The organism is Photorhabdus sp. RM96S (genome assembly GCF_042879335.1).
Classification (GTDB): domain Bacteria; phylum Pseudomonadota; class Gammaproteobacteria; order Enterobacterales; family Enterobacteriaceae; genus Photorhabdus; species Photorhabdus kayaii.
The window spans coordinates 46,761-63,672 of the sequence record NZ_JBHFKT010000011.1 but is presented as its reverse complement, the minus strand read 5'-3'; the positions used below and the strand labels follow the sequence as shown (position 1 = coordinate 63,672).

At 44.3% G+C, this 16,912-nt stretch carries 15 protein-coding genes; 4 read left to right on the top strand and 11 right to left on the bottom strand.

Annotated elements, in window-relative coordinates:
* Nucleotides 1-5: 5 nt before the first annotated feature.
* From ACGF49_RS08915 to ACGF49_RS08905, 3 genes are read right to left on the bottom strand one after another with little or no spacing between them, the layout of a single operon-like run.
* Nucleotides 6-3,686 carry a hypothetical protein gene (locus ACGF49_RS08915; protein WP_228901767.1) on the bottom strand — a complete coding sequence of 1,227 codons (3,681 nt, stop codon included), beginning with the start codon at nucleotides 3,684-3,686 and terminating at the stop codon, nucleotides 6-8.
* Between the two features lie 19 nt (nucleotides 3,687-3,705).
* Nucleotides 3,706-4,359: a histidine phosphatase family protein gene (locus ACGF49_RS08910; RefSeq protein ID WP_113027085.1), complete on the bottom strand. Its 654-nt coding sequence runs from the start codon at nucleotides 4,357-4,359 to the stop codon at nucleotides 3,706-3,708.
* A gap of 23 nt (nucleotides 4,360-4,382) precedes the next feature.
* On the bottom strand, nucleotides 4,383-5,648 hold the full coding sequence (locus tag ACGF49_RS08905) for a DegT/DnrJ/EryC1/StrS family aminotransferase (RefSeq protein ID WP_205068547.1): 1,266 nt from the start codon (nucleotides 5,646-5,648) through the stop codon (nucleotides 4,383-4,385).
* A gap of 773 nt (nucleotides 5,649-6,421) precedes the next feature.
* On the opposite strand from ACGF49_RS08905, the gene ACGF49_RS08900 reads away from it, so the two are divergent.
* The 4 genes from ACGF49_RS08900 (at nucleotide 6,422) to dtpB (ending at nucleotide 10,715) form a co-directional block, all read left to right on the top strand.
* On the top strand, nucleotides 6,422-6,601 hold the full coding sequence (locus ACGF49_RS08900; RefSeq protein ID WP_228902438.1) for a hypothetical protein: 180 nt from the start codon (nucleotides 6,422-6,424) through the stop codon (nucleotides 6,599-6,601).
* Between the two features lie 218 nt (nucleotides 6,602-6,819).
* Nucleotides 6,820-8,382, top strand: coding sequence for a 4-hydroxyphenylacetate 3-monooxygenase, oxygenase component (gene hpaB, locus ACGF49_RS08895; protein WP_228902439.1), 1,563 nt, complete (start codon nucleotides 6,820-6,822; stop codon nucleotides 8,380-8,382).
* A gap of 19 nt (nucleotides 8,383-8,401) precedes the next feature.
* A complete protein-coding gene (gene hpaC, locus ACGF49_RS08890; RefSeq protein ID WP_112876798.1) occupies nucleotides 8,402-8,920 on the top strand; it encodes a 4-hydroxyphenylacetate 3-monooxygenase, reductase component in 519 nt (172 codons plus the stop codon).
* Between the two features lie 325 nt (nucleotides 8,921-9,245).
* Nucleotides 9,246-10,715, top strand: coding sequence for a dipeptide/tripeptide permease DtpB (gene dtpB, locus ACGF49_RS08885; RefSeq protein ID WP_113042079.1), 1,470 nt, complete (start codon nucleotides 9,246-9,248; stop codon nucleotides 10,713-10,715).
* On the opposite strand, the gene ACGF49_RS08880 is transcribed toward dtpB, so the two are convergent.
* Genes ACGF49_RS08880 through ACGF49_RS08845 form a run of 8 tightly spaced genes read right to left on the bottom strand, consistent with a single transcriptional unit; the run spans nucleotide 10,666 to nucleotide 16,819 of the window.
* Complete coding sequence (locus tag ACGF49_RS08880; RefSeq protein WP_146748084.1) at nucleotides 10,666-10,905, bottom strand: hypothetical protein; 240 nt, start codon at nucleotides 10,903-10,905, stop codon at nucleotides 10,666-10,668. The two genes, dtpB and ACGF49_RS08880, sit on opposite strands and share 50 nt — an antisense overlap.
* Before the next feature lie 8 nt (nucleotides 10,906-10,913).
* Entirely contained in the window at nucleotides 10,914-12,245 is a 1,332-nt protein-coding gene (locus ACGF49_RS08875; protein ID WP_113042078.1) for an MSMEG_0569 family flavin-dependent oxidoreductase, read from the bottom strand.
* A 12-nt stretch (nucleotides 12,246-12,257) separates the two neighbouring features.
* Complete coding sequence (locus ACGF49_RS08870; RefSeq protein WP_113042077.1) at nucleotides 12,258-12,548, bottom strand: MSMEG_0570 family nitrogen starvation response protein; 291 nt, start codon at nucleotides 12,546-12,548, stop codon at nucleotides 12,258-12,260.
* The gene (locus ACGF49_RS08865) at nucleotides 12,536-13,591 is read right to left on the bottom strand and encodes a sll0787 family AIR synthase-like protein (RefSeq protein WP_228902442.1); all 1,056 of its coding nucleotides are present in this window, start codon (nucleotides 13,589-13,591) and stop codon (nucleotides 12,536-12,538) included. Before ACGF49_RS08865 ends, ACGF49_RS08870 begins: the two co-directional genes overlap by 13 nt.
* A complete protein-coding gene (locus tag ACGF49_RS08860) occupies nucleotides 13,588-14,151 on the bottom strand; it encodes an MSMEG_0567/Sll0786 family nitrogen starvation N-acetyltransferase (protein ID WP_113042075.1) in 564 nt (187 codons plus the stop codon). The genes ACGF49_RS08865 and ACGF49_RS08860 overlap by 4 nt, the downstream gene beginning before the upstream one ends.
* A 12-nt stretch (nucleotides 14,152-14,163) precedes the next feature.
* The gene (locus ACGF49_RS08855; protein WP_113042074.1) at nucleotides 14,164-15,276 is read right to left on the bottom strand and encodes an MSMEG_0568 family radical SAM protein; all 1,113 of its coding nucleotides are present in this window, start codon (nucleotides 15,274-15,276) and stop codon (nucleotides 14,164-14,166) included.
* A 23-nt stretch (nucleotides 15,277-15,299) separates the two neighbouring features.
* Nucleotides 15,300-16,307, bottom strand: coding sequence for a Nit6803 family nitrilase (locus tag ACGF49_RS08850; protein ID WP_113042073.1), 1,008 nt, complete (start codon nucleotides 16,305-16,307; stop codon nucleotides 15,300-15,302).
* A 29-nt stretch (nucleotides 16,308-16,336) separates the two neighbouring features.
* On the bottom strand, nucleotides 16,337-16,819 hold the full coding sequence (locus ACGF49_RS08845) for an MSMEG_0572/Sll0783 family nitrogen starvation response protein (RefSeq protein WP_387490592.1): 483 nt from the start codon (nucleotides 16,817-16,819) through the stop codon (nucleotides 16,337-16,339).
* Nucleotides 16,820-16,912: the final 93 nt, after the last annotated feature.

Here is a 16,912-nt window from a genome sequence, read left to right as displayed (position 1 = left end):
TGCCCTCATTTTGTCCGCATAGTGCTAATAATCGCAATCGGATCAACTTCAGACAATTTAAAACGGCCTTTCTCCTCTGTGGCTATAGGAGCCAGAGCACGTTGAATATACGTTTCAATTTCCTCTGTGATGCCATAAGGGATAAGACTAAGTTGTCTGACAAATTGTTGACATTGGCCCTCAGAGAGTACATTTGCATGATAGGCAAGCAAGTACTCTTTGCAGCGTTTAAACTGACTTTGCCAAATCGCGATTTCACCTGCGATTGAGGCAGCAGAACCTGCATTTACCGCGATTTCAGGAACGTGGTGCAAAACTAAATTACGCAATCCGGCATTTTTTGGAGCAGTAACCAACTGCTGCAATGTAGCCGACAAATCTCGACGATGTAACAAGCTGACTGCGATCCGTTCAGCCCCAATCGGGGAGAGTGGTTTTTGTACCATCCGCATCAACGTCTGCTCTGGCCATACTGCTGAAAGGAGTAATCCCATCTGCCCTGCGGTGGTGTGAAGGCATTCCCACTGTTCTTGGTCATCCTCTGTTTTTTCCAGCTTCTCAATAATTCGGTGAAAAGCATCCCAGGCATGGTCAAAACCAGCAAGGTAAGCGCTGGTGACCTCATCACGTATAGATTCATTCAGACAGAGTGCAGCGAGCGTTGAGGCAAAGGGCAACGAATAAACTGTGATACGCTGAACAGAAAAATCAATCACAGCCCGGTAATTAACATAAGCGTGGAATAGATCACTCCAGGGAGAATGTCCCAGCATGTCATGCACATGGGAAACTTCATCATTAGGCACATAGGAGAAATCATAAGCAGTATCGAATAGCACTCGCAACCAAAGCACCAGTTGCTCAAGATCCTGTCTCTGCCAATGTAAGCCATCAGCACGCTTTAAACGTAAGAAAAGTGTCCAAGTGCCTAATTGGCAGACCCGATTTGATGATATCTGCCATTGTGGTTTCCATTCTGAAATACGTGATGCCAATGCATCGAAGACATATAAGCGACCAATCTCCTCTTCCGGGGCATTCGGAAGCTCGCAGAACTCAACAACCAATTCCTTCTCATTAAAGAGGAAACTGGCCTTATGTACGACAAAAGGCAGAGAAATCTCAAAGAGGTTATTAGTTAACCTTAAAAGGCAAGAGCGGGCATCACCAAAACCATCAGCGATATTGATCAATTTATGTAAAAGCGCAGGTAGATCAGGCCCCGATTCAGCCCGGAAACGAACCAGCATCCATTGATGCAATAGATTGTGTAACTGGTGAGCATTTTCTATCGGTAGCTGTTCCGGTGTCATATTACCGGCGACAGGCATTAAAACCTGCCAACGTAAGAAATCATCCCCCAAGATTTCTACAACATCTTCTTTTAATTCAAGAAAAAAAGTGTCCGGCATAGGGTTATGACGAACATGCTCTACCCATCCCTGGAAAGCGCTTAATGCCGATTTTTCTGTGGCAGAAAGCGTTGATAGCTGAGCAAACTCCATCCAATCGCTGAGCAGATCTAGATAATTTTGATACGTGCTCAGCTCGTGTCTATCAACCACATCGGCTAATACCGCCTTGAGTACCTGATCGTAAGTATCCACTAAATCTATGCGACAAAGTGCCCTCAAGGTGGGTAATTTCGCCTGATGTAACTCTTTCATCAGGCTATCCGTAGCTTGTAGCAAATCAGCGGCTTCACTCGCTCCTGCCAGTGCTGCGGCTGCTTTAAAGCGCTTAAGTGGAGACAGGAAAGCCACATAGTCAGCAAACGCTTTGGGCGCACAAACCAGATTTGCCAGTGCAGTCGGTGACAATTGACGATGATGGATAACTTCAAACAGTTCGTGAACAGAAAGTGTAGAGCCTGCTGCCTGGGTTAACGCGTGTAAGATGTTGATCCGGTCTGCATCTTCATAAATGGGAATAATGTCTGTATCTGCGAGCACATGAAGTAGACACGCCAGTAGCAGACGCCCATCCCCATTTGGGGACGTTATCGCAACATCAACCCATTGCGCCAATGGCATCGCGGGAATTCTCTCAATCCATGATTCGGCTTTGATAAATAACATCAGCAGGCGCAGGTCATTGAGTTGGCTGACCTTATCTGCCAATGTTGGGATAGCCTTACATAAGTTCGGTAATGCTGACTGCGTATCGGTTTTGGCTCTGAAAGCACAGAGATAATCTGTTGTTACATCGGTTGCCAACCAATGAGCAGGGTAGAGCATCATCGCTTTCTCACCGACTTGTGCCAGGAGCCAACCTGTTAAACTTGGGCTTCGGACAATGTCACCATGCTGTAACCACGTGTCCATTGGAAAAAGAGTACGTTGCCTGAGTGAAGCACCGATTTTTTCCTCTAATACCGGTAAGCCAGCCAGCGCACGTTGCAAAACATCCGAAAGATCTTGAGAAGACAGCGCCGTAATGGGCAGAGATTCTCTATCGTCAAAAATATGCTGTACAGCAGCAGGCAAATTAACCGACTCAATGGTTTCCGTTTCCAATTCGATAAGTGGTTTTTGCGCACTAAAGTAGGCTTGCTCTCCCACACTATTAATAATGACCAAAGGAACTGTGGGGATATTGGTTAACTGGGTAAGAAAAACGGGCAATTTTTGTTGACGGAACATGATGCCAGCATGTTCACTGGCAACGCCTGATTCAACGAAGACAGCCACAAGAGTGGATCGCACTGGCAAAGGAAGACGCAAATAACGAGACCAAGCATCGTCTAATGTAGATGCCGAAAGGAAAACGCCTAAATTAGGCTTTGCAGGATGCAGCAATGTTGTTACGGGAACCACCTGCATACTACGTGCCAGCTCTTCTTTCACTTCAGTGGTTAACTGCTCAACCTGACGCTCAAGTACATAACCCGGAGCGGGGCGTGCCTGTACTAACCAAATCTTATCCACGCGAACCTGACATAATTGAGCGCCATGCCACAGAGGTGCAGCTAACGTTGGCCAATGATAGGCCACAGAGTTTGCCCTTGAGCCGGGGGATTGTGCAGACGCAAAACCAAAACCGAACGCCAGTTCTCCCCGGATACCTTCAGAGGCATGTAAAGTCAATCCGGTCACGGAAACCAGGCCATGATCCGTTTCCAAAACCCACTCAGTGTCTAACGCAATTTCAGAGAAATATTGATGTAATTGATTGATAATTTTATTTAAATTATGGCATGCATCGGCTGTCAGATACGGAGCCTGTAAGGCGTCCACTGTAGATGGCGTACCTTCAATCAATTTTTGCACAAAACAGGTGATTGGCTGCGGTTGATAACCCGGATCACTTAACCGTTGCTGTTCAATGGATTGAAGTTCAAATCCACTGAAAGCCACCGTAGAAAGCGTATCACTAAAATCTGCCGGACAATGACAGATGATACTGGCATAGCCTCCAGCATTCACGAAAGCATCACCATCCTCTAAACCCGCACTGCGAATAATCCAGGGGGCAGGGCCACAAACTTTCTCAACCTGTTTTATCCAATCGGGGTGCTCAGTGATGTACTGACTGTAGAGGGTGCGTAGCAGTGCGGTATCTGCTTGCGGATAATGTCTTACAATGGCAAGCGCTTTATCAGCCGCAAATCCCACTAAAGGTGGAACCAATGCTGAAAAATCAGTGTGCCGGGAAAGTTGTTGTAATCGTTCAAATTTTGCAGCCATACGTTTTATCTTCTTACCTTTAAAGCCATAATCTCAAATGATTTTTCGCGTTAACAAGAACAAGCCTAGATTTTCCACCTATCTCTTCATTCTCTATAACGTGCAATGCTGTATTACTAATACGCATATGCCAGCGTTGTAATAGGGAGATTTCCAGCCCTAGCAACACAAACATTGCTAACTCTATAGTGAATGCATGGGAAACGATCAGAGTGACCATTTCCCGGCCACGCTGTTGGTGCCGTTGACGCAAAAAATCGGTCACTCGTGCTCGTTGTTCAATAACAGTTTCTACTTCAGGTCTTACTTTAATTGTGGGACTATTCAAACGTTCTTCCAGCATTGCATCCCATTCCGGCAAACTTAATGGCGGTATCAGTGAAGGTGCTATACGCACTTCTTCCAAACGCTCATCAGATATCAACGGTAAATTGTACCGTGCAGTGAGAAATTTGGCCGTTTGCATTGTTCGGACCATTGGGCTGCTAAATATCTTGTCTCCGATTAACTCCTTGGGAAAATTATCTGCTAATAATTGTGCTTGCTGCTGGCCCATTTCCGTCAATGGTGAATCAGGCAAAACTGAACTGATTAACACATGGTCATCCTGTAGATTGCATGTTGCTTCTGCGTGTCGGATGAACACAAAACGATGGCAATGTGTTGACGTCATAATAGTTTTGGCCTTTTAGTGATTCATAGATGCTCGGCATGGCTCATTACCTTCTCCAGAGCACGCTGGACATCAAGCATGTCTGTTTCTTCTGCAAGTAAAAAATGATGCGGCAAGGCAATGTGGCTATGGGAGAATGCCTCCGCTATTGGCAGACTAAAACGCTGCGGCTGAACGGATGACTGAAAGTCTTTGCTTAATACGAAACGCCGCCGACTCGCGGGTTGGTATAACGTACATTGATTTAATGCGGCGTACATAGGCTTACAAGGTAAATTCAGCTCTGCTGACAGGGCTTCTGCCAGTTTTTCTACTGAAACCTTCTCTAAGACAGATTCAGGTAACCCAATGACATAGCTATAATAGACACGCTCAGTGGTACCCAGAGTGGTTTGCTGAGGAAAACAGCCAATTTGCAGCATCAGTTCATCCAAATATTCAGCATTACAGCGCCGGATAGCATTCTCGGTATCAAGTTTTTCTAATTGAGCTAACAAAATTGCGGCATGAAATTCAGACAAGCAATAGTTTGAACCCATTAACTCAGCGGTTTCTAATAACTCCATATGATCCAACGGTGGTGGTACACTGCTTAATGTGCGTCCATCGGCGCGTAGATGGGCTAATCGTCTAGCAATTTGCTCATCTTGAGTTAGTACTGCTCCACCTTCTCCACTGGTCAACAGCTTACTGTGTTGCATGCTGAACGTTCCAGCAATACCAAATGTCCCCACATGTTGACCAGCAAAACGAGCACCGTGTGCTTGAGAGCAATCTTCAATGAGTGGCAAATTATTTTTTTCTGCAATATGCATTAAGGCATTCAGATCTGCAACCGCAGAACCGAGGTGTACAACTGTAATCGCACGACAGCGAGAAGTAATTGCTTCCTCAACCGCATTTGGATCTAAGCACCCTGTCTGAGGATTCACGTCGGTTAGCATTGGAATAGCATTAATATTAAGAACAGCTGATGCTGAAGCGACCCAAGATAAACCAGGTACAATGACTTCATCACCAGCTCCGACCCCTACTGCCTCTAAAGCCATAGTCAAGCTGGCAGTACCACTGGAAGCAGGAACACAATAATTAGCATTCGTGTAACGTGCATAAGCTTCAGCAAAACGCTGTTCAAAAGAAGGTACCCCACGGTATGGTCCACTTATTGACCAACGCTGACTATTTAAAACAGAAAGTAGATTATCTACAGTTTCGGGAGAACTTGTAGGCCACCCAGGCCAAGACATTGTTCGAATGGAAGAGCCACCATGTATTGCCAGTTTAGACACGATGAGTAATCTCCTTTTCAAATAAGAAGTGATATTAATCCAGCGAAAAATCCATAGGTATCGTTAAGCTATAAGGGATATGTCTCTCTTTCATTTACATAGAATATCCTATGTGAATTACCACCGGTTTACTAACTGCCTATCTCAATAGGGCTATTTTATTTGCCCTTCTTTGCCATAAAGAGCGAACCTGGGCAGTGCTCAAAATCCTCACGTACTACGTGTACGCTCCGGTTTTTCCGCGCTGTCCGTGTTCAAACTGCCTGCAACAATTACGCCTATTGAGATAGGCTCTAAGTTAAATAACCAATAGCACCGCTACACTCAGTCCTTAAACTCAGTTATAGCTATAGGCTTTCACTTTAATACAAGGTGTTACACTATTTTTAAGTTTAACTTAAATAAAATCGTAAGATTTGAAAAATATTAACATTTGGCATTCTGCTTCTTAATAGAAGATGTATTATCTCGTTAGATTTTTTAATTCCTCAATCTATAATTTATTTTAAACTATGTATAAAAATACAAACCATACAAAAAAAATCAATAAATTAATAATCTAATTTTCAATATCGTGATTCACGTCATAATTAATTAATCACACATAAATACCATAAATTCAAATATGATATTACCAATTAGAATTACACTCCAGACAATATATTTAATCTTAATAATCAATGTTATACATTAAATAATTAGATCTATATACAAAATGCAGTTTTCACGCCCGATGAAAGTCTCTATAACTTTATCTCACATTTCTTCTTATTTTGGAAAAAAATGGTTTTTCGGTTCACTCGCTTGCTTCGAGTTCTAGAACTCAAATTAGCCAGCTCTATACCCTATGGATTTCAAGATGCATTGCGACGACAAGGGAGCGAATCCCCGGGAGCATAGATAACTATGTGACCGGGGTGAGTGAGTGCAGCCGACAAAAAAACAGACCTTGAAATAACAATCATAAAAATACCGTGTGGATCACACTTTAAGTAATAAAGCATCCTTTCCAACGAAAAGTACCAGTCAACCTTCCGAAAATCTATTCAAGAAATGCCGTTCTAAAGCTTCAATTAAGAAACACAAAACAAACATTAAATTAACATCTATGTGCCAATATTGATTATCTTATATCAAGACAGGCGCTTTTTATGACGACTGTGAGGTAGACATGAAACCAGAAGATTTTCGCGCCGACAAAAAACGTCCTTTCACCAGTGAAGAGTACCTGAAAAGCCTTCAAGATGGCCGCGAAATTTACATTTATGGCGAACGCGTAAAAGATGTCACTACACATCCCGCATTCCGCAATTCTGCTGCTTCAATCGGTCAGTTGTACGATGCCCTGCATGCCCCTGAAACCCATGATACCTTGTGCTGGAATACCGATACCGGCAACGGCGGGTACACTCACAAATTCTTCCGCTTTGCTAGCAGTGCGGATGAGCTGCGCCAACAACGTGATGCTATCGCTGAATGGTCACGTCAAACCTATGGCTGGATGGGCCGTTCGCCTGACTATAAAGCGGCCTTCGGTAACGTACTCGGCGCATTTCCTGAATATTATGGTCAGTTTGCTGATAACGCCCGTACCTGGTACAAACGTATTCAGGAAACAGGCGTTTACTTTAACCATGCCATTGTCAATCCACCAATCGATCGCCATAAACCCGCCGATCAGACACGTGATGTCTATATTAAGCTAGAAAAAGAAACTGATGCCGGTATTATCGTCAGCGGCGCAAAAGTGGTAGCAACTAATTCAGCCCTGACTCACTATAACTTTATCGGTTTTGGCTCCGCGCAAGTAATGGGGGATAACCCTGATTTCGCCCTGATGTTTGTCGCGCCAATGGACGCGGAAGGCGTGAAATTGATCTCCCGTGGCTCCTATGAATTGGTAGCAGGCGCAACAGGTTCCCCATTCGATTATCCCTTATCCAGCCGTTTCGATGAAAACGATGCAATTCTGGTGATGGATAAGGTCCTTATCCCTTGGGAAAATGTCCTGATTTACCGCGACTTTGACCGTGCACGCAACTGGGCCGTCCAAGCGGGTTTCACTAGTCTGTTCCCATTACAGGCTTGTGTACGGCTGGCGGTGAAATTGGATTTTATTACCGCTCTGCTACAAAGGAGCTTGGAATGCACTGGCGTGATAGAATTCCGTGGTGTTCAGGCTAACCTGGGTGAAGTGGTTGCCTGGCGTAACCTGTTTTGGTCACTGAGTGATGCAATGTGGGCAGAAGCCAAACCGTGGAAAGGCGGCGCTTATCTGCCAGATACTCAGGCAATACAGACTTATCGCGTTATGGCACCAATGGCCTACACGAAAATTAAAAATATTATTGAAAGTAACGTTACCAGCGGCCTAATTTATTTGCCATCCAGTGTACGTGATATGAATAACCCAGAAATTGATAAATATCTCGCCCGGTATGTTCGGGGTTCCAACGGTATCGATCACGTTGAACGCATTAAGATTTTAAAACTGATGTGGGATGCCATTGGTAGTGAATTTGGTGGTCGTCACGAATTGTACGAAATCAACTATGCCGGAAGTCAGGATGAAATTCGGATGCAATGTCTGCGCCATGCTCATGGCTCTGGCAATATGAAAAAAATGATGGATATGGTTGATCGCTGCCTTGCTGATTATGATCAGCATGGCTGGCGTAGGCCACATTTACACAACAATAGCGATATTAACCAGTTAGATACGCTGCTGAAATAATCGGTAGCAGGAGGCCAATATGTCTGTAGAAAATGAACATCGCCTGCGTTTCAGAGATGCGATGGCGAGCCTATCAGCAGCGGTGAATATCGTCACCACCGATGGTCATGCCGGATGCTGTGGCATCACTGCCACCGCAGTATGCTCAATCACCGATACGCCACCCACGCTGATGGTATGCATTAACCGCAGCAGTGCTATGAATACAGTTTTTCAGGAAAATGGCCGCCTGTGTGTCAATATTTTAAACCATGAACAAGAATTGATGGCACGGCACTTTGCCGGTATGACCGGAGTCAGCATGGAAGAGCGTTTTCGCTGGAATATCTGGCAGACAGGGCCATTAGGCCAACCGGTGTTAACCGGCACCCTCGCCAGCCTTGAAGGTGAAATTGAACAGGTGCAAGAAGTGGGAACGCATAACGTGTATCTGGTTCAGATTAAACATATCACGGTGAGCGAACAGGGCCACGGCCTCATCTATTTCAAGCGTAATTTCCGTCCAGTTATGTTGGAAATTGAAGCCGCCACAGTTTAACTGCTTCTCCATCAGGCAGTGATTGTTCTTCCACTATTCAGGCCCCAAACGGCCTGAATAGCGTTTTTTATCAACACTTCCATTAAGCTTCTGATTATTTTTGATATTCACTTAATGAATATACTATTAAATTCAATACTAATATCTTTATATTAGTGTGATCGCCCACCAAGAACATATTTTAACCATATAATAATCTACTGTCCTCCGATCACTTGAATAAAGTACATAAAAAAACCACTTTAGCGACAGATCATGTCACTGAACGTCACTGTACATTTCCGAGTGTATTTCAACCAATAATGCTAATCAGAGGCAATCAATTATGAATAAACCCGCATCCATCGGTTTATTACAACAACCCAAGCCGTTCTTTATGATTTTCTTCGTCGAGCTTTGGGAACGATTCGGCTACTACGGTGTACAAGGCGTTCTTGCTGTCTATTTTGTACAAAAATTGGGATTTTCCCAGGAACAAGCGTTTATTACCTTCGGTGCATTTGCCGCGTTAGTTTATGGTTTGATCTCGATTGGCGGTTATGTAGGTGACCACTTACTGGGAACCAAACGAACCATTGTGTTGGGTGCCATAGTCCTGGCAATTGGCTACTTTATGACAGGTCTTTCTATCCTACACCCTGATTTAATTTTCTACGCATTGGGAACGATTGCCGTTGGTAACGGCCTGTTCAAAGCTAACCCAGCCAGCCTGCTGTCTAAATGCTATCCACCCAAAGATCCTCGTCTGGATGGCGCTTTTACGCTGTTTTACATGTCAATCAACCTCGGCTCGCTGTTCTCACTCGCTCTCGCTCCTGTTATTGCGGAAAAATTTAGTTATGCCGTTACCTACAATATTTGTGGTATTGGTCTGATTATTGCTTTGTTAGTCTATATTTTCTGTCGCAATACGGTACGTCATATTGGTTCTGAACCTGACCATCAACGAATCAACTATAAAAACCTATCCATGGTATTAGCAGGAAGTGTTGTGATGGTTTACGTCTGTGCATGGCTGATGCACAACGTGAAAATAGCCAATATTGTGCTGATTACTCTATCTGCTATCGTGGTATTTATCTTCTTCCGTGAAGCATTAAAGCAGGATAAAGCTGGCCGTAACAAAATGTTTGTTGCTTTCATTTTGATGCTTCAAGCTATTGTGTTCTTCATTCTGTATGCTCAGATGCCAACTTCTCTCAATTTCTTTGCCATCCATAACGTTCATCATCAGTTGCTTGGTTTTGACATTAATCCGGTCAGTTTCCAGGCGCTTAACCCATTCTGGATCGTTGTTGCCAGCCCGATACTCGCCGCCTTATATACTCACTGGGGTGCTAAAGGTAAAGACCTCACAATGCCAGCTAAGTTTGCAGTTGGTATGTTCCTGTGCTCTTTAGGTTTCCTCACTGCCGCCGCTGCCGGTTTGTGGTTTGCAGATGAACAAGGTTTGACCTCCCCTTGGTTTATTGTTCTGGTTTATTTCTTCCAAAGCATCGGTGAATTGATGATCAGCGCATTGGGCCTGGCAATGATTGCGGCCCTTGTTCCTCAGTACTTGATGGGTTTTATTCTAGGGATGTGGTATTTAACTCAAGCAACTTCCTCCTTACTCGGCGGCTATGTCGCAGCCCTTACCGCCGCACCGAAAGGTATTACTGACCCATTGCAAACATTACCAATTTATACCAGCGTATTTGGCAAAATTGGGATTGCTACCTTCATTGTCGCTATCATCATGTCGGTCACCGTGCCGTGGCTAAACCGTATGATGAATGAAAAACAAAAAATATGATTTGATCCAAAATAAAAAATCTCGCCAAAGGAGAAAATACCGCTCGTGTGATTTGCTCCCACCACTCAATCACCAGTGATAGTGGGGGCATCTTCATGACTGTAGAAAACTGGGCACCCATTATAGGTGGCATATACCCGTCATCTTTCAAGTTGCCTCTTTGTTGGCTGCACTCACTCACCCCGGTCACATCGTTATCTATGCTCCCGGGGACTCGCTCCCTTGCCGTCGCGATACATCTTGAAATCTATAGGGTATAGGTATATTTTGCTGATTTACTTGTTGCTCAATATGCTGCACCACATAGGCGGCATCCTGATCGATCCCCAGAAAACGTCCAGAACCCCATGTATATAACCACGGCAAACCAATAAATGTAACATCAGGATCGATAGTAATACCACGGTCATGTTTGGGATAACCATTGGCTTGAAAAATATCTAAATCAATCCATGAATAATCTGGTTTAAAACCAATACACCAAATCACTGACGTGATATTTTCTTTTACTAAATCAATGTGTGTGATTTCCTGCTCAGGCTGCCAAACAGGTTGATATACCGATGCAGGTTCGTCGGTTGCAATCTTGTTTTTCTCTAAATATTCATCAATCGAGGCATTAATGCGATTATAAGTGGTATCGGCAAGGTCCAGGTTTTCTGATAAATTTGGTTTAAACCAGAATTGACCCTCTTTGAAGTCATCAAAATGTCCAAACAGTTGCATACCTTCTAAGGCAAATTTACGCAGGTCAATATCACGCCCGCCGTCACGCCCTGTGACATAGTGGTTGGTACTGTTACGTACTTTTTCACTATAACGATGATGTTTGACAGTCGTTTCGTAATAACCCATATCAAACAGCCATTTCACTACATCTTTGCCGCGATAGAAGCGAGCACAACGTGGTGCATTGCCTGTCGATAAATAGACTTTTTTGCCTGCCAGATGCAAATCTTCGGCAATCTGTGCACCGGATTGCCCTGACCCGACCACCAGCACCGCACCTTTAGGTAGTTGATCTACATTTAAATATTCTTCCGAATGCAACACTTTCACATGTTTAGGCAAAGAGTCGCTTAGTTTTGGATAAATCGGGGTGTGATACCCGCCTGCTGCAACGACAAGCTGTTTGGCTGTGGTTGTACCGTGATTGGTTTCAATGACAAACTCATGCGCTGCCACTTTTTTCACATGTTTTACCTGAATATTTAAAATGGCGGGAGGATTAATCTTTTCAATAAATTCGTCAAGATATGCCACAATTTCAGGTTTTTTCATAAAGCCATCAGGATCGTTCCCCTGATAAGGATGTTCAGGTAGTAGACACTGCCAGTTCGGTGTCACCAAAGTAAAATTGTCCCAACGTTTATGGCGCCAGCTATGGGTCAACTCGGATTCTTTTTCCAATACCACATGGTCAATGCCCGCTTTTTGCAAATAGTGACTGATACATAAACCAGCCTGACCGCCACCAACAATCACCACATCATAATTTGGCTGTAATATTTGATTTTGGATACTTAACATGGAATATCCCTCTCATTGATTCTTCATTTCAATAACTTCAATTTGATCTTCTGGATTTAACCCGAAGAATTTGGCTTGGCGTTTGATTATCGCCAGATTGTCCACGGCCGAACTACAGAAAAAGCCATAACGTGCCAGTACTCTTTCTGAGGCGGCATGCAGACCATTTTCAACTTGATGCAAGAACTGCATACTTGGGTAACGCTGACCAATGGACAGATATTCATAAATCACCGTTGAGGGGGAGTAATATTGAATCAGCTCCCCATTAGGCCATTTCACAGTAAAATTCACACTGGGCATAACATCGACTCCTGCTGATTTTTAGGTTTAATCTGTACGGATTGAGCCTGTAACTTTTTTAACGCATCGGCATAACAAAAACCGGTAAATACTTGGCGGTTAAAATCCCAAAATATGTCGTGCCGCTGTTGCTGTTGCACGGCAACCACTCCACTGACATTGGTTTCACCAATCACCGCGCAGGCAATGCCCTGACGGTGAAACAGCTCGATTATTTCTTCACATTCATTTGCATCGGCAGTCAGTAAAAAACCAAAACTGGGGAAGATTTGTAGCCATTTAAACCAACCCACATTTTCAGGTTTAGGAATAGCATCTAAGTCGATGTGTGCCCCCAATGCCGTAGCTTCGAGCAGCATCAATAAACTGCCTAAAATGCCGGCATTGCTAATATCACGGGCGGCATGAGCCAGATTTGCCTCCGCCAATTGCGGCAACAAGGCAATTTGTGACTGTAAAATACGGTCAGGCACACGCTCAAAGCATTTCCAATAAGTGGTATTGGGGTGGAATTGCCCTTTTAGATTTAAAGCGATCAGAATTTTTTGTTGTGGTTTGACATGCAACACCGAGAGCAGTTTTCGTGCTATGCCTTGAATCGCAACTGATAAAGTGGGCTGATAAACTACCCCAATACTGGTATGTCCGCCGACCAATAGCACACCATAAGCACGACAAGCATCCTGCATGCCTTGCATTAACAATTGGGCATGTTCGCTACTGGCATGCCAAAAACTGTTCACCACTGACAATGCCCGACCACCCATTGCGGCAATATCACTAATATTCGCCATGACCGCTGACCATCCGGCAAAATAAGGATGATTGGCAACAAAGCTTGGTAACATGCCTTCACAGGCGTGCAATACATATTGACCATTTAGCGATACTGCTGCCGTGTCATCTCCGGGATAGGCATATAAGCTATCCAATGAATCCACATGGCAAGTTGTGTTAATTGAAACATGGTGAGCAATCGCCTGCTTGGACTGCATAGCAGGTGTATGTTTTAACATTTCGAGTAATTGATTGAGTTCCATCATCGCGTCTCCTTTTGCATATAGGCTTGCATGGGGACATGCGGTAATGGATAGTTTTCAATCTGTGCCTGCATCAGCACATGTGGAATGTTGGCAATGGTCAACTGACGTAAACTATCCCAACACAACCGTTGGAAATAGTGTTCATTTTGACTTTGCACGGTGGCTAAAAAAGTACGGCATCCCAAGTTTTTGGCGGTCGATACCGCAGTATTGATTAACGCTTTACCAATGATATGGCGACGTCGATATAAAGGTTCTACGCATAAACGCCCGCCATACCACGTCTGTTCGCCATCCGGGAAAATCCGTACTGCGCCAATCACTCGATCATGCTCACCAAACATTTTCTCAATGGCAACAATGCCTAATGCTTTAACATCGTATTCGTCACGATCTTCTTGCAAGATTTTCTGTTCATCGCGAAAGGTCACTTCACGCAAACGATAATATTGGCGACGCTCCCAATCTTCCGACACAATTTTGATGGCAATGTCATCGCTAACAAATTGTTTCAGCCCTGCATTTAGCTCAAGCAGCCAGGGATAGTGAGAAAGTTCCATATCACATTCTCCTTATTCATACGCTTTCAGCGAAGAGCAAGCGCCACATTTGGCACAGCCGGCTTGAGTATTTTCCGAGTTCAAACCATGTTGCTTGAGTTGTTGTCCAATTTTCGGATAGAGCGACTGCATAAAAGTGTGATCAGGTTTAGGATGGTGCTCTAATGGTGTACCTCGAATCGGCACAAACGGCACCACAAATGGATACACCCCAATTTCAGTCAGTTTGGCGGTCATCTCTACGATTTCCAGTTCGGTATCGCCCAAACCTGCCAAAATGTAGGTGCTGACCTGTCCTCGACCGAACACCGCAACGGCTGTCTCAAATGCCGCAAAATATTTTTCCAATGATACTTCGGCTTTGCCCGGCATCATTTTCTGCCGTACACGCTCGCTTACCGCCTCAAGGTGCATGCCAATCGACACCGCTCCTGCATCTTTTAAACGTTGAAACCAGGCAAAATCATCAGGGGGTTCGCACTGTACCTGTATTGGCAAATCTACTTGCGCCTTAATCGCTTTAACTGAGTCATATAAAATTTTGGCGCCACGATCTCCCGTATTTGGCGTACCTGTGGTGATCACCATTTGTTTGACGCCATCCAGCTCAACGGCTGCTTTCGCTACCTCAGCCAATTGTTCCGGGCGTTTACGGATCAAGGTTCGACCCTCTTTTAAAGACTGATCAATTGAGCAAAATTGGCAGGCAGTTGCTTTGTCCTTCATACGAATGCAATGCTGTAATACCGTTGTCGCCAACACATCACGGCTATGTAAGGTCGCAATTTGTTCATAGGCAATGCCTTCTGCGGTTTTTAAATCATAAAAACGTGGTCGTGCTGGTGCAGTTAAGGTCGCCACGGGAATCCGGTTTTTAAAGACAATTACCTTGTCAGAGTGCGGTTCAGGCTTTGCGGTGTAGGGAGAATCTTGTGCTGCAAGGTTCAGCACAGGAATCATCATGGTCTGCCCGTCAAGGCTCAGTGCCTTATGATCGCTTGGCCCTGCGCCGCCTTTACGGGATAAGCCAAAATTGCCTTCCCATTTCAGACCATTACATTGCAAATCGGTTAATAATTGCAAATTGGTTAATCGTTGTTTGGTTAATCGTTGTATTGCAGACATCTTTAACCCCCTATCGATTGGGTTTACATCAATATGGTTTCGGCATGTTCTTGATTAAATTTTGTGAGCTTTTCGAGATGACTTTGAGCTGATGTTTCAACTTTCAGTTCGTGTAATACATGTGTTGGACGACGATCAATGAATAAGCTGAGTAATTCAGGTCGGCTGTAATGTCCAATCGAGTCCATCATGCGTTTACGTTTATCAATCAGGCTAAAGTCCAGATCGGCGATGCAATAACCTTCACCTTGTGTGATCGGTTCAGCCAGGAGTTTGCCTTCGGGAGAAACGATGGCGGCAAAACATCCTCCTGAAATTGGGCCGATATCACAGCCAGTATCCTGCATAATCTGCTGTTGCTGTTCGGGATGCAGCCATGCGGTGGCATTGATCACAAAGCAGCCAGACTCTAAAGCATGATGTTGAATGGTTGCGCGGATTTGATCGGCAAAGACTTGCCCTACCAATGAACCAGGAAACATGGCAGCATGGATTTGTTCGCCATCTGCCATTAAGGCAAAACGTGCCAACGGGTTGTAATGTTCCCAACATGCCAGCGAACCAATGCGTCCCACCGCAGAATTAATGGCACGTAAACCACTGCCGTCGCCTTGTCCCCATACCATTCGTTCATGGTAAGTTGGGGTAATTTTGCGGCGATGCTGAATGATTGAACCGTCGGCATTAAATAGCAGTTGCGCGTTATAAATCGTACTGCCCGCACGTTCATTAATACCAATCGATACCACCATGTTGGCTTCAAGGCAGGCTTGACCAATCGCTAAGGTTGCTTCGGAAGGTACAACCACCGATTCATTTAATAGCTTTAAATGTTCTTTACCCATAGCAAATGGCGGTTGTACAAAGGAGAAATAAGGGTAATAAGGCACGACGGTTTCAGGAAAGACGGCGAATTGCACTCCCTGTTTTCCAAGCTCTAAAATAATGTCACAGATTTTTTTTACTGTTGCGGCTTGACTGTAAAGCACAGGACTACATTGTACTGCGGCTGCTTTAATTATTCGGTTCATAACCTTATTCCCTCATAGTTTATGTTTACTTAGACAGTCCAGGTATCAATGATCAGGGCATTGTCGCGACGCATCAGTAGTTTTAAATCCATCACATCCAGTGGATTAATTGGACGGATGCCTGGAATGAGCGCTTTTTCGGTTTGCCCATACAACGTTTGTAACGCAAAACGGCAGGCATAGACTTCGCCACCTTCTTCCATAAAGGCTTTCAACTGATTGTTGACGGCTAAATGACCCGGAAAAGCTTCCGCCCCTAAAGTTGGAAAACCGCGTTGTACACCCAACTGCACGCCTGGGCCGTAAAGCAAAATTTTGGTTTCAAAGCCTTTGCGCAACAAACGTTTTGCCTGTAACACATTGATCAAGCCAATTGATCCTTCAAATGCAACAGTATGGAAAGTCACCAATGCCTTTTCACCTGGTTGGGCTTTGACGTCCTCAAACACTTTTTCTTCATAATCAACAAGAAAATCGCCGTCTTTATATTGCTCGATATCAATCTTTGGCATAACCAACTCCTAGTTCAATGTTATTTGGGAATGAACCAACATGTAGTCTAGTCTGACTGTATTAATGCGAGAGCTGTGCCAAGTTATATTTTG